17 protein-coding genes are annotated in these 20,195 nt (G+C 36.2%); 8 read left to right on the top strand and 9 right to left on the bottom strand.

Annotated features, from left to right (window positions below; all coding sequences use genetic code 11):
* Positions 1-190 precede the first annotated feature (190 nt).
* Genes L1994_RS05580 through L1994_RS05565 form a run of 4 tightly spaced genes read right to left on the bottom strand, consistent with a single transcriptional unit; the run spans position 191 to position 4,546 of the window.
* The gene (locus tag L1994_RS05580; protein ID WP_278100692.1) at positions 191-1,219 is read right to left on the bottom strand and encodes a Coenzyme F420 hydrogenase/dehydrogenase, beta subunit C-terminal domain; all 1,029 of its coding nucleotides are present in this window, start codon (positions 1,217-1,219) and stop codon (positions 191-193) included.
* 17 nt (positions 1,220-1,236) lie between these two features.
* Entirely contained in the window at positions 1,237-1,983 is a 747-nt protein-coding gene (locus tag L1994_RS05575; protein ID WP_278100691.1) for a GltB/FmdC/FwdC-like GXGXG domain-containing protein, read from the bottom strand.
* A gap of 2 nt (positions 1,984-1,985) precedes the next feature.
* Positions 1,986-3,497, bottom strand: coding sequence for a glutamate synthase-related protein (locus L1994_RS05570; RefSeq protein ID WP_278100690.1), 1,512 nt, complete (start codon positions 3,495-3,497; stop codon positions 1,986-1,988).
* On the bottom strand, positions 3,494-4,546 hold the full coding sequence (locus tag L1994_RS05565) for a class II glutamine amidotransferase (protein WP_278100689.1): 1,053 nt from the start codon (positions 4,544-4,546) through the stop codon (positions 3,494-3,496). The genes L1994_RS05570 and L1994_RS05565 overlap by 4 nt, the downstream gene beginning before the upstream one ends.
* Positions 4,547-5,063: 517 nt before the next feature.
* Here L1994_RS05565 and L1994_RS05560 point away from each other — a divergent pair.
* The 6 genes from L1994_RS05560 to L1994_RS05535 all read left to right on the top strand — a co-directional run bounded on the left by L1994_RS05560 (position 5,064) and on the right by L1994_RS05535 (position 11,581).
* On the top strand, positions 5,064-6,257 hold the full coding sequence (locus tag L1994_RS05560) for an ammonium transporter (protein WP_278100809.1): 1,194 nt from the start codon (positions 5,064-5,066) through the stop codon (positions 6,255-6,257).
* Positions 6,258-6,269: 12 nt separating this feature from the next.
* Positions 6,270-6,587: a P-II family nitrogen regulator gene (locus tag L1994_RS05555; RefSeq protein ID WP_278100688.1), complete on the top strand. Its 318-nt coding sequence runs from the start codon at positions 6,270-6,272 to the stop codon at positions 6,585-6,587.
* Between the two features lie 236 nt (positions 6,588-6,823).
* Positions 6,824-7,306, top strand: a complete 483-nt coding sequence (locus tag L1994_RS05550; RefSeq protein ID WP_278100687.1) for a HEAT repeat domain-containing protein — start codon at positions 6,824-6,826, stop codon at positions 7,304-7,306.
* A 50-nt stretch (positions 7,307-7,356) separates the two neighbouring features.
* The gene (locus tag L1994_RS05545) at positions 7,357-8,337 is read left to right on the top strand and encodes an HAD-IIA family hydrolase (RefSeq protein WP_278100686.1); all 981 of its coding nucleotides are present in this window, start codon (positions 7,357-7,359) and stop codon (positions 8,335-8,337) included.
* A gap of 363 nt (positions 8,338-8,700) precedes the next feature.
* Positions 8,701-9,474, top strand: coding sequence for an FHA domain-containing protein (locus L1994_RS05540; RefSeq protein ID WP_278100685.1), 774 nt, complete (start codon positions 8,701-8,703; stop codon positions 9,472-9,474).
* A gap of 415 nt (positions 9,475-9,889) precedes the next feature.
* Positions 9,890-11,581 carry a serine/threonine-protein kinase gene (locus tag L1994_RS05535; RefSeq protein ID WP_278100684.1) on the top strand — a complete coding sequence of 564 codons (1,692 nt, stop codon included), beginning with the start codon at positions 9,890-9,892 and terminating at the stop codon, positions 11,579-11,581.
* On the opposite strand, the gene L1994_RS05530 is transcribed toward L1994_RS05535, so the two are convergent.
* From L1994_RS05530 to L1994_RS05520, 3 genes are all read right to left on the bottom strand, one after another.
* Entirely contained in the window at positions 11,546-12,169 is a 624-nt protein-coding gene (locus L1994_RS05530) for a glutamine amidotransferase-related protein (RefSeq protein WP_278100683.1), read from the bottom strand. The two genes, L1994_RS05535 and L1994_RS05530, sit on opposite strands and share 36 nt — an antisense overlap.
* Positions 12,166-12,846 carry a diphthine--ammonia ligase gene (locus tag L1994_RS05525; protein WP_278100682.1) on the bottom strand — a complete coding sequence of 227 codons (681 nt, stop codon included), beginning with the start codon at positions 12,844-12,846 and terminating at the stop codon, positions 12,166-12,168. Before L1994_RS05525 ends, L1994_RS05530 begins: the two co-directional genes overlap by 4 nt.
* A gap of 262 nt (positions 12,847-13,108) precedes the next feature.
* Positions 13,109-14,800 (bottom strand): YgiQ family radical SAM protein, encoded by a 1,692-nt coding sequence (locus L1994_RS05520; protein WP_278100681.1) that lies wholly within the window; start codon positions 14,798-14,800, stop codon positions 13,109-13,111.
* 240 nt (positions 14,801-15,040) lie between these two features.
* Here L1994_RS05520 and npdG point away from each other — a divergent pair, with 240 nt between their 5' ends.
* Together npdG and L1994_RS05510 are read left to right on the top strand one after the other, a co-directional pair.
* Positions 15,041-15,700 (top strand): NADPH-dependent F420 reductase, encoded by a 660-nt coding sequence (gene npdG, locus L1994_RS05515; RefSeq protein ID WP_278100680.1) that lies wholly within the window; start codon positions 15,041-15,043, stop codon positions 15,698-15,700.
* A 301-nt stretch (positions 15,701-16,001) separates the two neighbouring features.
* Positions 16,002-17,252, top strand: a complete 1,251-nt coding sequence (locus tag L1994_RS05510) for a Glu/Leu/Phe/Val family dehydrogenase (RefSeq protein WP_278100679.1) — start codon at positions 16,002-16,004, stop codon at positions 17,250-17,252.
* Positions 17,253-17,456: 204 nt separating this feature from the next.
* On the opposite strand, the gene L1994_RS05505 is transcribed toward L1994_RS05510, so the two are convergent.
* Positions 17,457-18,353, bottom strand: coding sequence for an Mrp/NBP35 family ATP-binding protein (locus L1994_RS05505; protein ID WP_278100678.1), 897 nt, complete (start codon positions 18,351-18,353; stop codon positions 17,457-17,459).
* A gap of 186 nt (positions 18,354-18,539) precedes the next feature.
* Positions 18,540-20,156 carry an IS1634 family transposase gene (locus L1994_RS05500; protein ID WP_278100677.1) on the bottom strand — a complete coding sequence of 539 codons (1,617 nt, stop codon included), beginning with the start codon at positions 20,154-20,156 and terminating at the stop codon, positions 18,540-18,542.
* Positions 20,157-20,195: the final 39 nt, after the last annotated feature.

Raw genomic sequence — 20,195 nt, 5'->3', positions numbered from 1 at the left:
AAAATGCTCTTTTAAAATGTGAAAAACAAAAAAATCGAGGTCTTGATTTATTTAATTATTATAAGAGGCTATTTTATCTTATTTTAATTATTTTTTTCAACTTAGTTTTCAGATTATTTCCTTTAATTTCAGACAATTTTCTTTAGATTCCTTCTCATTCATTATATTCTTCATATTGCCTTTTATATAATTACTCTTTATCCTCAGCTGTTTTTTTCTTTTTTTCAGCCAGTTTTATAATTGAAGTTATGTCTATTTCATTTGATACTTCAAGAAATCCTTCATTGACAGCACTTTCAAAAAATTCCAGCCCTTCTGAGTTTCTGATGATAAGGGTTGTATTGCCTTCAGGAGAACCAACAGAACCTGCCGAGATGTCAGAATCAACTGCTGTAAAATCCTTGCAGATTCTGCATCCTGTGCGAATTGTATTTTCAAGCTCTGAGAGAGGAACTGTAATTTTTGATTCATCACCAAGTGTTATTTCAAGCTTTCCTTTGATGTCCATTTTTTTTATTTTCCAGGAATCAATTCCTAAATCTGTTTTTATCTTATCATTCATCAGTTTTTGATAGTCAAATGTTTCAGTACAGAACAGGCCGATAATCAGTCGTATTGTTTTCCCAAACGGCATTACAAGATCATTTTCGCTGTTTTTCATCAGCCGCAGTGCAGATACAGCACAAGGTGTTCCAACAACTGCAATATTCCTGCATTTTTTTAATATAACTGCATCTGAGAGAGCCAGTAGTGTGGGTGTCCACCAATTATATATGCTACCTGCAGTTTTTTCGATTGTATCATCTGAAGTTATAAGAACAGACTTTGGCATATGAGTCCATCTGTCCTCAGAAACAGTTACAACAGCATCAATAATTCCTCTTTTAAGAGCATTTTTTAGAATTGCCGTAACCGCCCCGCCGCTTTGTCTGCCGGGAATATCCATTATAGCTTTTGCTGCTTTGATTTCAATATACTCTCCAAGCATATCCTTTTTATCTTCATTAGAATCTGTTCTTGGACAGACATTATAACAGGCGCCACATTTGACAAAGTCTGTTATATCTTTACAGTATCCTGTATTTACAGGATGAGAATTATCAGACTTTATAAAAACAAGGGCATCTGCCGGACACACTGTACAGCATGCACCACACCCTGAACACTTATTTAAGTCCCAGACCTCTTCCTTTAATTTTTTATAATTAATTTGCTGCATATTTTAAACCTCTTTTTTTATTCCCAGCAGTATTTGTTTGCAAACGGTCTTGAACCGGAAGGCACAATTTTAGAAAACTTTGAATTCATAATCTCCTTTGCATCATAATTAAAAAATTTTGAAAAATTTTCAATAAAGGGGCGGATAACTTCCAGATCTTCATCATTCATCTCTTCTATGTGTGCTCCTATTCCAAGATTTGATTCATCAATTTCTCCCCTGACAAATATTTTTCCTCCGTGAATCCCACTGGCTATTCCTCTGCCTTCAGCAGGTTTATCCTCACCAAGACCAAGCACAATCAAAAGACCTCCTGCCATATATTCTCCAAGAAATGCTCTTGCACTTTTACCTACCACAAGAACCGGACGCTTTGTCTGATACTCTTTCATATGAATTCCACCCCGGTATCCGATGTTGTCCCGAACATATACTTCTCCGCCTCTCATACTGTGAGCAGTTGCATCACCTGAACTTCCGTGAATTATAATTCTGCCCGAATCCATGGTATTTCCAGGTGCATGATCACAGTTTCCATGTACGATGAGTGTCGGGCCACTCATAAACATCGCAAGGTCCCCTCCGGGAACGCCGTTTATTTCGATTTCCACTCCTTCCCCACGAAGACCATCTCCTATGAAACGTTGTCCTCTTATGTTATCAATAACAATTTTTTTCCTGCCTTTTGCAACAGCATCACGAAGCATTTTGTTAAGAGGAGTGTAGTGAAGGCCTTTTGCATCAATTTCTAATATATCACTCATTTTTATGCTCCAACCATTTGTACATCCAAAATATTCATTATTTCTTCATCCAGAAGATATCCTCTTAATCTGTCACGGTTTCCACGCAGACTTTCAATAGAATTTATTCCGGCGGCGCCCATTAATTCTGACAACTCAAGTGTCCAGCCATTTATCAGGTTTGAAACATTTTTGTATGCCTCATCAGGATTTAATCTGTCAACAAGATCCTGCCTTTGTGTGGCAATTCCCCATGGGCAAAGTCCTTTATAACATGATCCGCATACACGACATCCCATGGAGATTAAGGCGGCTGTTCCAATGTATACAGCATCTGCGCCAAGTGCTATTATTTTTGTCAAATCTGCACTGTTTCTGATACCGCCGCTTGCGATAACAGATATTTCATTTCTCACACCCTGATCTCTTAATTTGGAATCGATTGCCGCAACTGCCGCTTCAATAGGAATCCCGACATTATCACGAAAAACTTTTGGTGTTGCACCCGAGCCTCCGCGAAAGCCGTCAACTACTACTGCATCTGCAGACGAACGTGCAATTCCGGCCGCAATTGCTGCGGCATTATGAACAGCGGCTATTTTTACAAAAACCGGTTTTTTCCATTCAGTTGCTTCTTTTAAGCTTCTTACAAGCTGTGCCAGATCCTCGATACTGTAAATGTCATGATGAGGTGCAGGGCTTATTGCATCGCTGTGAAGCGGAATCATCCTTGTTTTTGATACATCTTCTGAAACCTTCTCTCCCGGAAGATGACCCCCAATACCTGGTTTTGCTCCCTGTCCAATTTTAATTTCAATTGCGGCGCCCCTTTCAAGATAATTTATATCAACACCAAAGCGTCCGGATGCAATCTGAACAATCATATTATTCTGATACGGGTGGAGTGCTTCATGAAGACCTCCCTCACCAGTCCCCATGAATGTGCCTGTATCTGCCGCGGCCTTTGCCATTGCAAGTTGTGCATTAAGAGAAATTGCACCGTAACTCATGTGCCCGATCATAATGGGTGTTTCAAGTTTCAGATTTGGAGAAAGTTCTGTTTTTAAATCATAATCTCCGGATTTAGTTTTAGTAAGTTCAATTTGTTTTGGCTTTTTTCCGATATAGGTTCTAAGCTCCATTGGTTCACGCAGGGGATCGATGCTTGGATTTGTAACCTGGCATGCGTCAAGTAAGAGACTGTCAAATATTATCGGATATTCTGCGGCATTTCCCATCCCTGATAGAATGATCTGACCTGTTTTAGCCTGTTTATATATGTCTTCTCTTGCATCACGTGTCCAGACAGGATGATAGCGATAGTCATTTGGTTTTTTCTGAAGAGTTATTGCATCACGGGGACACATAGAAATGCATCTGTGGCAGGCAGTGCATTTCTTTGAATCCGGAACAATTCTCTGTTCTTCGCGTCTAAAAACACCGTATGAACAATTTTCAATACAGCGTTCGCATAGCATACAAAGAGAATTGTCAATACTTATTTTATATTTAGGAGGTATGCTTCCAATTGTCATTTTTTAACTCTCCCTATTACAGGCTCACCGGCACAGGGCATCCAGATATTATCTAAATTATTTTCCATTGTCCTGATTGCGGCCTCTTCACTTGATATATATAAACAATCGCCTGATTCTGCGGCTACCAGCGGTCTTAATTTAATTCTGTCTGTGAATCCTACAATCCCGTCTGGTTTTGCAATAACAATTGCAAACGGGCCGTTCATCATAGCAGAACCATATGCCATTCTAAAGGCTTTTTGTATTTTATGTTTATTCTCAGGCATTTTGTCGATTTCATCCCAGAATGGAGGAGCCAGTGCATTTACTGTAAATTCATCTGTAAGTCCGTGTCTTCTTCCTAAGAGATCAGATAAATATGCAACAACTTCTGTATCTGTCTTCATTGTGCATTTATATCCAAAACTTTCAATGTAACGCCGGTTTGTTCCATAAGAAGTGATTTCTCCGTTATGAATCACACTTATATCCAGAAGATTAAACGGATGAGCACCGCCCCACCATCCTGAAGTGTTTGTAGGATACCTGTTATGACCCATCCAGATGTAACCCTCATAATCTTCAATTTTATAGAAGTTTGCAACGTCTTCCGGCCATCCCGCGGCTTTAAAAACTCCTATGTTTTTTCCGGAAGAGTACAGTGTAGCGCCTTTTATCTCGATATTTACTTTATTTACAAGGTTTATTATGGCGTCATCTTCCGGGGAGAAGCTTCCTGCAAGAAGATTTTTGTCCGGCCTAAAGAAGTATCTCCATGGTATGTGTACACGCCTTAGTCTGTCCTGTTCATATGTCGGAATTTCTTCTGCATATTCTATTTCACCCCATTTGTTGAGAAGTGATTCAACCTCTTTTTTTGGTTCAACCAGGTTATCATAGAATACGTGGAGGGCATAATAATCCTTAAAGTCGGGATATGCTCCGTAAACAGCATATCCGGCACCTTCCCCACTGCCTCTTTCATTCATCAGGGCAAGAGCGTTTTTAATGGATTCACCGGTCATAAAATTTTTTGATTGGTCTATAACACTTATAATTCCACACATAATCATTCACATTTCCAATGTAATGTTGTTCTTTTTCTTTTCATTTTGCATATTATAAATGAATGTATAGCTTATATATATTACTATATGGAAGGTTATTTCTATCTAAAAACTTGAACTTTATTTTTTAATTGTAAAAAGAAGAAAAAATTAAAAATCTATAATATATTATCGGTGAATTTAAGCTTAATTTAATCTTTTTTTGCAATATTGTCTTTTAAATTCTTTAAGATAAAATTTTTTAATACGCGCTGATATAAAAAAATCTAATGTGTAAATTAAAAATTTTTTAAAATTAAATATTATTGAAAAGAATTTTAATTTTAGATTTAATTTCAATTCTATTGACTTTTTGTATTTATTACAGCTTTGTATTATATCATACCAATAAAAAGATTTATTAAAGGTGGAAGCTAACTTCCTTCTAACACATTAGATGCAAGACTCAGCCTCTGCTAATAATAAAGTCTGGCAGTGGTTTTGCACAATGTGGAGATTAAATGGAGCAGAGCTAAAAATGATTGACAGTGGAGATACGGCTTTTATCATAATATGTACAGCAATGGTTATGCTGATGACTCCTGGTGTCGGGCTTTTCTATGGTGGAATGGTCCGAAAAAAGAGTATCATCTCCATGATATCGCTTGCGTTTGTGGCATTTGCTGTGGTCAGCATCCAATGGGTGCTATTTGGGTATTCGTTGGCTTTCGGAACAGATATCGGGGGTTTTATCGGTGGACTTGATTATGTTTTATTAAACGGAGTAAGTCTTGATGGAGATGGAATACCTGATATGTTGTTCATGGTTTTCCAGCTGGTCTTTGCAGGATTAACTCTTGCAATTTTAACATCCGGATTTGCAGAAAGGATTAAACTTGGATCATTTATCCTGTTTGGTCTTTTGTGGACAACTCTTGTATATGATCCTCTTGCCCACTGGGCATGGGGAGGCGGCTGGGCATCACAGCTTGGCGCACTTGATTTTGCAGGAGGAACAGTTGTTCACATAAGTTCCGGGTTTGGAGCACTTGCAGCCGCACTTGTGATAGGAAAACGTCTCGGTTTTGGCCAGGAATCAATGAAGCCTTCAAATATTCCTTTGACCCTCCTTGGAGGAGCTCTGCTTTGGTTTGGCTGGTTTGGATTCAACGCCGGCAGTGAACTTGCAGCTGACGGGATTGCTGCAAATGCATTTGTGGTAACAAACATAGCTGCATCAGCAGGAGCACTGGCATGGATGGGAGCATCATCAATAAACGGAAAACCAAGTTCACTTGGCATGATTTCAGGAGCAGTTGCAGGACTTGTTGCAATTACACCTGCCGCAGGTTTTGTAAATGCAACATCTGCAATAATAATCGGGCTAATTGCCGGATTACTCTGTTATGCCGCACTGTTATTCCGTTCTAAAAAAGGCCTTGATGAATCACTCGACGCATGGGCAATTCATGGTGTGGGAGGATTTTTTGGCGCAATTGCGACAGGAATCTTCTGTACAGCTGCAATTGGAGGAGTTGACGGACTCTTATACGGCAATGCAGGACAGTTTTTCATTCAGGTGATTGATGCAGTTGCAGCAATGGCATACGCATTTGTTGTAACTTATGTCCTGGCATTAATTGTTGATAAGACAATTGGCCTTCGTGTAGATGAGGATGAGGAATATGTCGGACTTGATATCTCACAACATGGTGAGTCTACACAGATCTGAGGTGGATTTAAAATGAAGAAGATTGAGGCAATAATCCGTCCGGAAAAACTTGAGAAGGTTTCAGATGCTCTCATAGAAAAAGGGTATCATGCTATGACCGTCAGTGATGTTCGCGGAAGAGGAGCACAGCGTGGAGTCGCACTTCAGTTTCGTGGAAAGGAGATTATGGTAAATCTTATCCCAAAAGTTAAGATTGAGATTGTTATATCAGAGGAGGCTACTGAAGAAATAATTGAAATAATCAGTCAGAATGCCTATACAGGTAAAAATGGAGACGGGAAAATTTTCCTGTATGAAGTTGAAAAAACCATTAATGTAAGGAGTGAATAAACCGGAAAAATCTCTAAAAATGTTGAGAAAAATTCAGGAAAAATGAAGAATGAATCAGAAAAAAAATTTCTGATTCATTCTTAAATTTTTAAGAGTCAGCCTGTGATTTATAATAAATCAGGGATTTGGTTTTATATGTGAGATTCGCATGAAAAATCTGACTTTAAAGCCTTTTTCCAGGTCTTATTAAAAGAATCTAAAATATGATTTACATATTGTGAAGGGGGATTTTATAAATGACTAATTGTGAAGAAATTATCGGGAAATTAAAGAATGAAAACTGGAAGGAAAGATGCAGGGCAGTTTCTGAAATTGGAATCTCGCTAAAGCCCAACGATGTTGAAGAACTGATGTCACTTTTGGAAAATGAGAAGTGGTATATCCGCGAGTCTGTTGGAGAAGGCCTTTCATCAGTCCATGACGAAAATGTGTTAAAAGCAATTGAAGAGTCTTTAAAGACTCACAAGTGGTTCATACCATATGGATTCCGTGCTTTGATGAGAGCAGGCTACAATCCGGACATTCATACCGCTATTGAAGCATTATATGACGATAATCCATATGTCCGCTGTTGTGCTGCAGAAACTCTCGGTACAATCAAAGATGAAAGAGCACTTCCGGCTTTAAGGGATGTATTACTGGATGAAAGCAATCCGGTTAGAAAAAAGGCCGCGATTGCAATAAATAAAATCTCTGATAATTCGGGACAGCCTTTTTAAACCGATATTAAACATTATATTTTAAAATTTTATGAAAAAAATAACCTTTTATGAAAAAAATTACCGGAATAATATTTGATATAGACGGAGTTTTATACTCCGGCGAAGAAGCAGTTGATGGTGCATGTTATGCACTAAATCTTATAGCTGATGCAAAAATTCAATTCCGGTGCCTTTCGAACACAACAAGAAAATCCTCTGATTCGATCTCTGAAAAATTAAAAGATTTTGGATTTATAATTCCAAAAGAGAATATTATAACGCCTGCAGTTGTTGTATCTAAAATACTTAATCTCATGGATATAAAGAAATGCTTTTTCTTAGTAACGGAAGATGTTTGTGATGATTTTTACTCATCAGGTCTTATTTCCGATGAAATAAATCCTGAGGCAGTTGTTATCGGTGATGCAGGTCAGAATTTTAATTATGAAAGACTTAACCGTGTTTTTAGAATTTTAATTGAAAACAACAGATATAACAAAAACAAATCTATCGAAAACAACGAGGTTTTTTTCCGGAAGAAAATCATCGTAGATAAAAGTACAAACAAAAATGGATACAGTAATAAAAACAATATGGCAAAATCTGAAAAAAAGGATGAAAATATGACAGAGATTAGGACTGAACACATAAATTCTGTTCCTGCAAACAAGGTTCAATGTAAGCAAATTTCTTTTTTTGCTCTTGAAATGGATAAATACTGGATGGATAAGGACGGTCTTTCTCTTTCAGCCGGACCCTTCATAAAAGGACTTGAATATGCGACCGAAACAAATGCTTATCTTATCGGAAAACCTTCTCTTCTTTTTTTCAACTCATCACTTTCATCACTTGGAAAAGATCCTCATGAAACTCTGGTGGTTGGTGATGACATTATAACAGATATCGGCGGAGCAAAAAATGCCGGTATCTCCGGTGCACTTGTTAGAACTGGTAAATTCCGTGAGGATAAACTGATATCATCCGGCATCAAACCTGATTTTATCTTAAATTCCGTATCAAACCTTCCTGAAATACTAGGTCTGAAATGATTTTTTTAATCCTTTTGTCCTGATGACTATTTTTTAACAGTTATCTCTTTAACCATTCGGTTAAACAGGGGTATCTAAATAGTATGATACATTTTTATCTGAGTCACTACTCTAATAATTAATAGATTTACATAAAAGTTGCTTCGTGACTTAAATGAAAATGTTGCCCAAAATTAAATTTCATGCACGGCTTTATGTAAGTTACGAAGTAAATTTCATAAAAAAGCCTCATGATGAATGCGTTTTTCATCACACAAAAATCCTGATAAGTTTATCCGGAATCTTAACTTTCATAACAAAAGCATCCGGGCAAATCTCTATAAAATTCGGGTTTGAGAAAAAAGGACAGGGGAATATCAGAAGATGTCTCAGGAAGAAGCCAAAGGAACAATATTTATTGAAAATGATGATGATTTTCTCGAAGAATTATCCGATTATCTTGATGTTTTGTCCAATCCGGCAAGACTTAAGATATTGAAATGTATTGAAAAAAATCAAAAAGATGTTCGTGAAATCTCCTATGAGATTGGCATAAGCTATGAAAATACAAAAAAACATATTCAAAAGCTTCACCTTGCCGGAGTTATTAAAAAAGAAACCGGAATAAGCAGCAGAAAAACAAAAGGTGTCCATCCTGTCTGGAAATATTCAATAATGCCTGGAGGACTTGAAGCAGTCTTTAAAAATCTTCAGATATTCAATGATGTTAATCTGACTCCTGACAATGAAATCCTTGCAGACAGAATAAAAAATCTCAAAGCTCAGATCTCTGATGAGATAAAAGGAGATATTCCTGTTGTGTTTATTGTCGGCGGACCACATGACGAAACCGCTTACCTTTTAAATCACAAAAAAATTCGTGTTGGAAGAAATGACAATGACCATACCTATGTTCCTGAAGAGGGAGATATTGTTTTCCCGGAATTTTATGGAGCTGTATCAAGGATTACAAAACCTCACTGCTATTTTTACGATGAAGGAAACGACTGGTATATTGAAGACATAAAAAGTACTGGCGGGACTTTTCTAAACGGGGTACTTCTTGAGAAGGGAATAAGGTACAAAATAACAGACGGAGATGTAATTGAACTTTCACGCGGAACAAGGGCAGGAAAACTTCTTGTTTCATTTCCCTAAAGGATTAAAGGAACTTTAAAAAAAAGTTGGAACAGGATAGTGAATATCAGACTTTTTTTCATTTACCATGAAAATCACTTTTTGATTTACATGAAACTGGTGCATGAAACCTTAGTTTCATGAATGTTTTTTTAAAAAATCTCTTCAATTCTTTTCAATTTTCTTTTTAATTAACGTCCAGTTTTTAATCTGTTCTGTTTTATTTCAATTTTTTCTTTTTTTTCATTTTTATCATGTTTAATTTTTATTTTCATTTTTTATTTTTTGTTTTTATCAATTTCCTGAATTTTTTTCAACAGGTATTGATTTTAAAAAATTAATTAAAAAATAAACATCAAAATTTAATTTGAAATCATTATTAATTATCCAGTACATAAAAATAATGGAATAAATAATCTACCGGAGATGCAGGCTGTTGGTCAGAAAATATCTAATTTATCTTTTTATTATAGCTGTTTTAGCACCTGCTCTGGTTATACCTGCAAATGCCGCAAATATATCTGTTTATGAATCTTTACATATTCCTGACTCACAGGCAGATAATTTAAAAGATTTTTCACAAAATTCAAAAGACATTTTAGAAAATTCAGAGAATTCAGCTATAATAAGTGCTTCTAATGATATATTGCCTGATTTGGCATCTCCTGATGAATATAAAGATTATATGAGGAACTTCAGCTCGAATATCATTCTTCTCTTTATATTATGTGTGTCTGGTTTGGTACTCATATCTTTAAGCATTACAGGAAGAAAATATTCCGGTCTTTATTATTACCTTGAAAGGTTTTATTTGCGTGTAATTTTGATTCCGACTTACTCAGTGATGGGAATTTTGCTTGTGCTGGTCTCTCTTTTTTCAATTGCAGTTATTGGAAATGCCAGTGATATATCATCCCAGGATACCTTGTCATCACTTTTATTTGCGACAATTCTTTTTATATACGCAATGTCATCACTCTGGCTTGCATATTCTATTGTAATAAAAAGAGCGTTTATTTTTATACTTGGATTTGAGATTGCCGCACCTTTTATTCTTTTTCTTTTTTCAATATCAGATTTAGGCAGATATTCTTCATCTTCTGATATGCTGACAGGAATTTTAATATCGGCAGTATTTTCATCCATCTTAATTTCCATTCCGCTGATGCACCTGATGATGCTTAAAAGAAGAAAAACATATACAAGAATCAAATCTGGAACAGAAAATTTATATGAAGATTCAGAGACAGATTCCGGGAAAAACACTTTGCCTTTTAGTGATGACGGTAAAGCTCTAATTATGCAGGCAAAAAAAATCAACTGCCTGCATCCTGATCTGTCTGAACGCTATATGGATTCAGAATATATTGGAAAAGGGGGCACTGCAAGAATTTTTAAGGCTAAAAGACGTGAAGACGGTAAAGTTGTGGCTGTAAAAGTCCCAATCAGCTTTGATGAAAGGACTGGCAGAAGTTTTCTAAAGGAAATGAATCTTTGGAAAGAACTTGAACACAAAAACATTGTAAAGGTATATTCTGTGAATATCCTCCCCGTTCCTTATGTTGAGATGGAATATTGTGAAAAATCTCTTGCAGATATAAATAAGCCGGTATCACCTGAGCTTTCTGCATATTATATAAAAGAGATATCAAATGGACTTTTGTATGCTCACTGCAGAGGAGTAATCCATCGCGACATAAAACCTCAGAACATTCTAATTTGTAAAGATAAAACTCCCAAACTCTCAGACTGGGGTCTTGGAAAGATAATAAGCGATACCAACGAGACAAAGACGCTTGCGTTTTCTCTAAACTATGCCTCTCCGGAACAGGTAGCACCGGGAATTTTTGGAAGAAGCGATCAACGAACTGATATTTTTCAGATAGGAATTGTCTTTTATGAGCTTTTAACTGGTCATCTTCCATTCTCAGGCGATGGTATTGGTGAGTTTTCAACATCAATAATTCACAATGATCCAAAGTTGCCTTCTACAGTTAATTCTGATGCAAAAAAATTTGACAAACTGATAATGAGATGTCTTAAAAAAGATCCTGATGAAAGATACAGGTGCCTTGAAGAGTTTCTTGATGACTTAAACAGACTTACAGGTTCCTCTGATTATTCCTAAAAAATTTTCAACAACTCTTTCGTTTCGAACTTCCGGGTGGAAAATTACGCCAAATATCAGTTTGTATCTGTGTTTTATCACCTGTATATCTGTATCGGACTCTGCAAGAATTAAAAAATCAGCAGGCAGTTCAAAGGAATTTTTATGAAGTTCATATGCCTCAAATTTATCCATACCCCTTAAAACAGGAGAGTCTGAAATTGTTTTTACAGTTGTCATACCAATTTTTTTGTTCTCTATAATATTTCCGCCAAATAATTTTGCAATAACCTGAAAACCTGCGCAGATTCCAAGAACAGGGATTTCAGTATATTTTAAAAATTGGAAAATTTCTGTTTTTTTCAAAAATTCATTATCTTTGAGAGCAGTACCGCAGAGGATTATTCCTGTGGCTTTTTTAAGAAGAAAATTTTGCAAACCACTATATTCTTCACTATTATTACTTGATTCAGATTTTTTTTCAAGTTCACTGTAGTGAACTGTTTTAAAGGACATTTCGGTTTTTTTTATAATCTCTTCAATCGGCTTTACATATTCAAAGAATGATAAAGACTCAGATTTATATGAAAGATCACAGATTATTATCATTTATCCTCCAGATGGGCGGCTTTTATTGAGAATAAACCATTATAGTTTTTGTAATTTGTATCAAAATCATCGATAATGATTTTTTTCTTAAAAAAAGGAGCGTCAAGAACAAATGTCTCAAATTCTCCACCCTCACCTGTCAGGGTAATTTTGTATTTTTCAGAGAAAGTTGAAAGTTCGTCAAGCATTTTTTCATCAATTCTTCTACCAAGCCATGATTCATCAAAAGGATATGAAAATACGCCTGAAATTATAACTTCAAACCCCAAATCTAATATATTATTCATGTAATCATTTTGATTTATGTACCATAACGGATTGAAGCACCACAAATCAAGTGAATCACAAATTTTCTGGATTCTTGATGCCTGATAAACTGACATTATTGCGCCTGTTACAATCCCTTCAATGCAATATTTATCTTTTGCACATATTATAGCAGATTTTAAATCTTCAAGCTCATCTTCTTTTTCTCCGTCAGTTTCAAATTCAAGGAGAGGAATATCAGCGGCTTTAGACTGAAGTGATGTTAAACTTATATTGGGAGTATGAAACATGTAACTTTCTGTGTTTTTTGAAGCAAGTGTAATTAAACACTCAACCTCCTCTCTCTGCATTGCCATATAACAGACAAAAACTGAATCTTTCCCTCCTGAAAATAAAACTCCAAGCTTCATCTCTTCTCCGGATAAATAGTTTATTTAAAGTTAATTTAAAGTTAATTTAAAGTTAATTTAAATCTATTCAGATTTTTTTTGTCTTCAGGACATTATTTTGTTGATTTTAATTTTACTGGTTTTAATATTGTCTTCCTTTCAAAAACACTATTTTTAAGTAACTAAATCCTGAATAACTTGAATTTTAACAATTCAATTCTTAATAAAATTCTTAATAATACAGATTGTATTCTATTGAAAAAATTCCATAGAAATTTAATATTTAATACTGCATTGATTCTTTTCTTCTCATCAAAGTTTTCCTGTCTTTTTCAACAGCCAGTTTTTTCTTAGTATAAGGGTCATATCCAAGATAATACATTGCAGTCGAACGTGTCATTGGTGTTGGTGTAAATATCTGAAACTGCCTTCCGGAAAGATGGTTTTTAGAGAGAAGATTTTCTGTCTCCTTTGCTTCATTATCACCTTCGCCAGGGTGTCCTGCGATAATATAGGGTATGATATATTTTTTTAGTTTTTCTTCTTTTTTTATCCGTTCAAATCTTTTAATAAATTCCAAAAAGATCTCTGATTTTGGTTTATTCATACATTCCAGTACGAAATCAGAACCTGACTCGGGTGCGACTTTCATCTGTCCGGAGATGTAATTTTTTAAAATTTCCCTTAAAAATTTATCATCAAGAATGCATGGATCAAACCTCACTCCTGAATTAATCTGAATGTTTTTAACCCCCTGAATTTGACCTGCGCTTCTTAAAAGCTCAAGATAGGCATCTGTTCCTGAAATTAAATTTTTACATCCCTTCCCGTCTTTTAGGCAGTTATTTTCACTGCATCCAAAAATTCTGCAGGATGTGGCATACATATTTGCAGAAGGTCCTCCAATATCAGTAATTGTTCCTGAAAAACCTTTTTTCGAGGCAATTTTTTTTATTTCATTAACAACAGACGTTTTACTTCTGGAAACAACTCTTTTTCCCTGATGCATTGATAATGCGCAAAACGAGCAGTCACCAAAACATCCCCTGTGAGATGTTACTGAATTTTTAATCATATCAAATGCAGGTACATTTTTGAATGAGGGATGAATTTTCCGCTCAAAATCAATATCATATATCGCATCCAGTTCGGATTGAGATATTATATGCGCAGGGTACTGAACAATGTACCTGGTATCCTGTTTTTGGAGAACTATTTTTTCATCACAATTTTCTTCAAAAAGTGTATGAGCTTTTGAAAAAGAGTCCTTATTATTTACAATCTCCTCAAAAGATGGAAGATTTACATAATCATTATTGCTTAATAAATCTTTAATTTCATTTTCCTTTTTTAAAATAACCGAATTTTCGATCTGCAGATTTTCAGGAGATATACCTCTCTTTAATGCATCTAATGTCCTTAATAAGGAATATTCCCCCATTCCGTAAAGAAGGATCTGTGCTTTTGAATCAACCAAAACACTTTTTTTAATCTTATCTGACCAATAGTCATAGTGAGCAATTCTTCTAAGTGATGCTTCAATTCCGCCAATTATTATTGGTTTTTCTTTACATACTGATCGAATCTGACTACAGTAAACGCTTATGCATCTGTCAGGACGTATTCTGTATTTATTTTCGCCCGGTTTTGAAAAATACGGATTTTTATCTTCACAAAAAAAATCTTCTTTTCGTGGTAATTTTGTTGCGGTGTAATTAAGCACCATTGAATCCATCTGACCGCCGGAGACTGCAAAAGCAATATTTGGAATACCCAGTTTTAAAAAATTTTCAGGCTCCTTCCATTTTGGCTGGGATATAATACCTGCCTTTAAACCATTTCTTTCAAGAAATCGTCCTAATATAGCCATGGCAAAAGATGGATGATCAACATATGCATCAGGTGTTATTATAACAACATCGCATGAATCCCATCCTCTTTTTTTCAAATCTTCTTTTGTTGTCGGCAGAAACATAATTGTTGTAATAATCTATGTTTTTCAGAAATATATTATAGCGGTATACATACACAATGCATAAAATAAGATATCCAATATGTTATTATCAATCATTTTTAAACTCATTTGCCCGATATTTTTTCATATTTTTAAAATTTAATTGAAATTTGCTGATTTTTTTATTCCTTTTATCCATTCACAATATTTATTACATGTTTCATGGAAACTAATTACTAGGAAATAATGGGTGTTTTATAAATGAAAATTGGAATTATTGGTGGTACCGGAGATATAGGCGAAGGAATTGCACTTCGCGTATCTGACAGGCATGAAATAATACTTGGTTCACGCGATCCTGCAAAAGCAGTAGAGACGGCAGAAAAAATTATAGATATTTTAAAAGAACGCGGAATTACAGGAAACTGCCGCGGAACTACAAATGAAGATGCTGTAAAAGAGGCTGAACTGGTTGTAATCTCACTTCCATTTCAACATGTAGCTTCAACTCTTGCAGGAATAAATCCGGAATATTTCGAGAACAAAATTGTAATCTCTCCTGTCAATCCTATGGAAAGAAAAGACGGATGTTTCATGTACTGCCCGCCGGATGAAGGATCTGCGGCACTTGCGATTAAGAAAATGCTTCCTGAATCTGCAAGACTTGTAACCGCATTTAATAATATCGCGGCACGAAAATGGGCTAAACTAGATGTAATTTTGGATTACACTGTTGCAGTTACAAGTGATGATGCTGAGGCAAAAAAGAAGGTAATGGAATTTGTATCTGAAATCTCAAAGCTTCAGCCGGTTGATGCCGGAAAACTGGATGTTGCATGTATTGTCGAGAGTCTTACGCCTCTTACAATAAATATTGCCCAAAACAGCAAATTGAAAGATTTGAGTATCTATATGAAATAAATATTTTATAGTAAGTATATTACACAAATTAAATTAACCTTTTTTTCGCGCATTTGAAAAATGTTTTTTATTTTTGATTGATGCTGTATTTTTAGAACCATCTGAAAAAACTAAAAATCTTAATTTTATTGAAATTTAAATCTCATTTTGTGTTTTTTAAAAGATCAGTTAATTTATCTCCCAGAATATGTATCAGAAATCTGATTCCTATATAATTTATATATGTGAAGACAAATATTTTCTGTCAAACGTAGTCTATAAATATTGATTATAACGGACTACTGTGACAGGAAGCAAAAATATGTCAAAGGTTAACCCATTCGAAATGGCTCAGCAACAGCTTTTAGACTGTGCTAAAATTCTTAATCTTGAGGAGAGCGTTGTTGAACTCCTGATGCAGCCGCAGAGACAGATTCAGGTATCTATTCCTGTAAAAATGGATAACGGTACAACACGTGTGTTTCAGGGATTCCGTGTGCAGTACAACAATGCACTTGGTCCATACAAAGGTGGTATCCGCTACCATCCTGAAGAGACAATCGACACAGTACGTGCACTTGCGGCATGGATGACCTGGAAAGCATCAGTTTTAGGTCTTCCTCTTGGAGGCGGAAAGGGTGGCATCATATGCAATCCAAAAGAGATGTCAAAAGGCGAGCTTGAACGTTTAAGCCGCGGGTATATTAGAGCAATCTGGAAAAACCTCGGTCCTGATACAGATGTTCCTGCACCTGATGTCTACACCGATGGCCAGATTATGGCATGGATGATGGATGAATACTCAACTATTCAGGGGAAAAACCAGTTTGGCCTTCTTACCGGAAAGCCATTATTAGTCGGTGGTTCACTTGGAAGAAGTGATGCAACTGCAAAGGGTGGTATGTACACACTCCGTGAGGCAGCAAAGGAATTAAACATTGATCTCTCAAAGGCAACCATTGCAATTCTTGGATTTGGAAATGCAGGAACATTTGCTGCAACACTTGCAGAAGAGATGTTTGGATCAAAGATTGTTGCAGTAACTGATTCAAAAGGCGGTGTCTATGACGCAAACGGACTAGACATTGCGGCATTAGCTGAACACAAGAAGAATACACGCTCAGTTATCAAATACAAAGGACTTGATGTTCTTACAAACGATGATGTTTTAGCCCTTCCGGTTGACATCATTGTTGCTGCAGCACCTGATGAAGGAGCAATCAATGCAAAAGTTGCAGAAACAATAAAAGCTAAAATCATCTGTGAACTAGCAAATGGTCCGACAACACCAGGGGGAGATGAAATTCTTGCTAAGAATGGTGTTCATGTAATTCCGGATTTCCTTTGCAATGCAGGAGGAGTAACAGTTTCATATTATGAGATGGTTCAGAATATGTACATGCATTACTGGACTCTTGATGACGTTTATGCAAAACTCGACAAAGCAATGACCAAATCCTACCATGAAGTACTTGCAGCATCAAAAGAATTCAGGATCAACATGCGACAGGCTGCATATGTTGTTGCAGTAAAGCGTGTTGTTGAAGCAATGAAAATTCGCGGCTGGGTATAATTTGCCAAAAAAGTGCATGAAATACATGTTTTCATGCTAAAGTATCATTTAAATCACAATGTGATTTTATGAAAAGATCATATATTTTTTAAAAATTTGTTCTTTTTTACACTAATTTTAGTTTTTATGGTTTACCCTGAAAACGTTCATGAAATTATTTACATGAAATATACATTCATGGATGTTTTCATGGAAAAAAAGAATTTAATCTTCTTTTATTTCTTTAAGAATATTTTCCATAACATCATCAACATGCTGCCATGTAACTTTGTTCTGTTCTGTTCCGTCACGGCGGACAATGAATGGTTTTCCTTCATCCCCTGCTTTTCTCATATCAGGATCTAATGGAATTGCTCCAAGATATGGGACATTCAATTCCTTTGCAGCTTTTTCTCCACCGCCTGAACCAAAGAGATCTACTTTTTCTCCACAGTGAGGGCATATTAAACCACTCATGTTCTCAATGATTCCAAGAACTTTGACATCAAGTTTTTCTATGAATTTAACAGATTTGGAAGAATCAAGAACTGCAACATCCTGTGGTGTTGTAACAATAACCGCGCCGGAGATATTAGGGGCCATCTGAACAACAGATAATGCCTCATCACCGGTTCCTGGTGGGAGATCTACTACTAAAAAGTCAAGCGATCCCCAGTTTACATCTTCAAGGAACTGTTTAATTGCTGTATTTTTCATAGCTCCCCTCCAGATTACAGGACTGGAAGTATCAGGAAGCAGAAACGCCATTGAAACAACACCGAGGTTGCCCATAACCATTACAGGATCTATCTTCTTTCCGTCCATAGACGTAAGTTTTTCATCTTCTATTCCAAGCATCTTTGGGATGTTCGGGCCATGAATATCGACATCGGCAATACCTGTTTTATATCCTTTGTTTGCAAGTGACATTGCAAGATTTGTTGCAACAGTACTTTTGCCTACTCCTCCTTTGCCGCTTAAGACTAAAATCACATGTTTTACATCCATCTCGACTTTTGGAGGGAGTCCTGATCCAGTCTTTTTTGGATCTGTACAACTGTTTGCAGATGCACATCCTTTGCAGTTTCCATCACATTCTGACGCTGGTTTATTCTCACTCATTTAATAACTCCTATATTTGTAAAAATACAAAATTTATGATTAAATATTCAAAATTAATTAAGATAAAGGTATCAATTTTGTCATGAGATAATAGAGACTTAAAGCAGGGATTTACAGGAATGAAATCTGCTGAAAGAAAAATAATATGTTAAAATTGCCATTAACCGACTTTCCGCAGGTATTTCTTCAACAATAGTATTTTTCATACTCTCCCCCCAATAACCGCAATATCTTTTTCAATTCATCATTCAGATTTGTAATTCGTTTTATTCTTTTATCACCCTCAACAAATGAGAACTCCCTCACCCTCCTGAACAGGAAAAATGTCCATTTCAATGCCGGTCTTTGTGTCTGCTTTTTTGTCTGGCTGGTGACTGTTTCACCAGACTGTACCAGCATCTTTCTCAGCCGAAACTCAGTCATAGAGTAAATAAAAAGACACAATACCATGATCATAGCCAAAGCCTGAATCCGCGAATTTTTCTTTAAATAGACCTCAGCAACCCGGAACGACTTGTCTTTCAGGAACCTAAATCCTCTCTCAACTGTTCCTTGAGCTTTATAATTCCTGAGCAATTCATCGGCAGACATCTCAGTGTCATTCGTTGCCAGAACAAAACGTCCAAGATTTTGGCGTTCCTGCTCGACTACGCTGTCATTGTATTCGATATCAGCAGTAATCTTATATGAATTAACTAATGGTTCACCGGCTTTTGGTCTACCTCGTTTTTTCTCTTCTTTCCTTTGAATCATGAGAATTTCAAGCTCGCTAAACTGATACTTATGATTTTTTTCTAACCATTTCTCTGCTGCAATGCGTGCGTCAGGTTCACATGCATATTCCTGTGCACAGACTTTTCGAAGAGATGTTTTGGCTTTTTCCAGTTCTTTTACCAGATTCTTATCAAACGTTTTACTCTGTTGTTCATGCATTGGTTTTGAATGGTACATCACCCATTTCTGTCTGATTCCTGCATATTCACTGAAAGATTCACTATATGAATAGCGATTATCATCGCACGGTATGAACTGACAATCTGATTTGACCAGTTCCTTAGCCTCTTTAATGATAACCGGTACACGACTAATCCAGAAAGTGTGCTGACCTAAAGTCTGGAGATTTTTTTCGGTATAAAATGCAGCATCAGCTACATGATAGATTTTTTCGCCTGATTTGAGACTGTTCTGAAGTTTTTCAATAATGATTCGGAGTGTCTCTTTATCCGATTCATTCCCGGAAAAAGTCTGGAGAAATAATGGTACACCATGCTGATTTGATGCCATGCCAAGGACAAAACGCTTGAGATCCCATCGGCCATCCTTCGGATGACCGTAGGTAATCTGAATTCCTTCTGTGTTGAAATCGGATTCGTATTCGCCTGTCACACTAAAGTTAGTGGTATCGACGTGAATGCAATGCGAGCCATATTCTGTTGGAATAAGGCAATTTGCTACGATATCGTTGAATAACTCAGTTGGACCATATTCTGCAATAGCATCCAGTGTTCTGCCTAATACATCATCATTTATCTGTTCTCGGGAAATTCCCTCCCCAAATAGTCTTTCAACGGCAATATCATCAAAAAATTCCGGAAAAAGATAAAGACGGCGTTCGATGAATCCAAGACCATTGATCACCATAGCTTTCACGGCCTGAGAATGGGTGAGATTATGGTTTCGGGTCTTGGGTATTGCATTGTCGATTATATTCGCGATACCAAGAGAGTCGTAGGCTCCGGCTACGATGCCAAGATGGCCAACGGAAAGGATTGATTCGTCATCAAAACCGTCAATGAAGGGCATATTATAAGTTATTCCCTCAAAGTACAAGGATCTTGCGGT

The organism is Methanomicrobium antiquum (genome assembly GCF_029633915.1).
Taxonomy (GTDB): Archaea; Halobacteriota; Methanomicrobia; order Methanomicrobiales; family Methanomicrobiaceae; genus Methanomicrobium; species Methanomicrobium antiquum.
The sequence above is the reverse complement of the archived record's forward strand: the minus strand, read 5'-3'. Positions and strand labels throughout refer to the sequence as shown.

What these genes read in the sequence shown, in the direction of transcription:
- L1994_RS05580 (WP_278100692.1), bottom strand. Translation starts at nt 1,219, where the DNA reads ATGCAGCAAATTAATTATAAAAAATTAAAGGAAGAGGTCTGGGACTTA.
- L1994_RS05575 (WP_278100691.1), bottom strand. Translation starts at nt 1,983, where the DNA reads ATGAGTGATATATTAGAAATTGATGCAAAAGGCCTTCACTACACTCCT.
- L1994_RS05570 (WP_278100690.1), bottom strand. Translation starts at nt 3,497, where the DNA reads ATGACAATTGGAAGCATACCTCCTAAATATAAAATAAGTATTGACAAT.
- L1994_RS05565 (WP_278100689.1), bottom strand. Translation starts at nt 4,546, where the DNA reads ATGTGTGGAATTATAAGTGTTATAGACCAATCAAAAAATTTTATGACC.
- L1994_RS05560 (WP_278100809.1), top strand. Translation starts at nt 5,064, where the DNA reads ATGATTGACAGTGGAGATACGGCTTTTATCATAATATGTACAGCAATG.
- L1994_RS05555 (WP_278100688.1), top strand. Translation starts at nt 6,270, where the DNA reads ATGAAGAAGATTGAGGCAATAATCCGTCCGGAAAAACTTGAGAAGGTT.
- L1994_RS05550 (WP_278100687.1), top strand. Translation starts at nt 6,824, where the DNA reads ATGACTAATTGTGAAGAAATTATCGGGAAATTAAAGAATGAAAACTGG.
- L1994_RS05545 (WP_278100686.1), top strand. Translation starts at nt 7,357, where the DNA reads ATGAAAAAAATTACCGGAATAATATTTGATATAGACGGAGTTTTATAC.
- L1994_RS05540 (WP_278100685.1), top strand. Translation starts at nt 8,701, where the DNA reads ATGTCTCAGGAAGAAGCCAAAGGAACAATATTTATTGAAAATGATGAT.
- L1994_RS05530 (WP_278100683.1), bottom strand. Translation starts at nt 12,169, where the DNA reads ATGATAATAATCTGTGATCTTTCATATAAATCTGAGTCTTTATCATTC.
- L1994_RS05525 (WP_278100682.1), bottom strand. Translation starts at nt 12,846, where the DNA reads ATGAAGCTTGGAGTTTTATTTTCAGGAGGGAAAGATTCAGTTTTTGTC.
- L1994_RS05520 (WP_278100681.1), bottom strand. Translation starts at nt 14,800, where the DNA reads ATGTTTCTGCCGACAACAAAAGAAGATTTGAAAAAAAGAGGATGGGAT.
- npdG (WP_278100680.1), top strand. Translation starts at nt 15,041, where the DNA reads ATGAAAATTGGAATTATTGGTGGTACCGGAGATATAGGCGAAGGAATT.
- L1994_RS05510 (WP_278100679.1), top strand. Translation starts at nt 16,002, where the DNA reads ATGTCAAAGGTTAACCCATTCGAAATGGCTCAGCAACAGCTTTTAGAC.
- L1994_RS05505 (WP_278100678.1), bottom strand. Translation starts at nt 18,353, where the DNA reads ATGAGTGAGAATAAACCAGCGTCAGAATGTGATGGAAACTGCAAAGGA.
- L1994_RS05500 (WP_278100677.1), bottom strand. Translation starts at nt 20,156, where the DNA reads ATGCCCTTCATTGACGGTTTTGATGACGAATCAATCCTTTCCGTTGGC.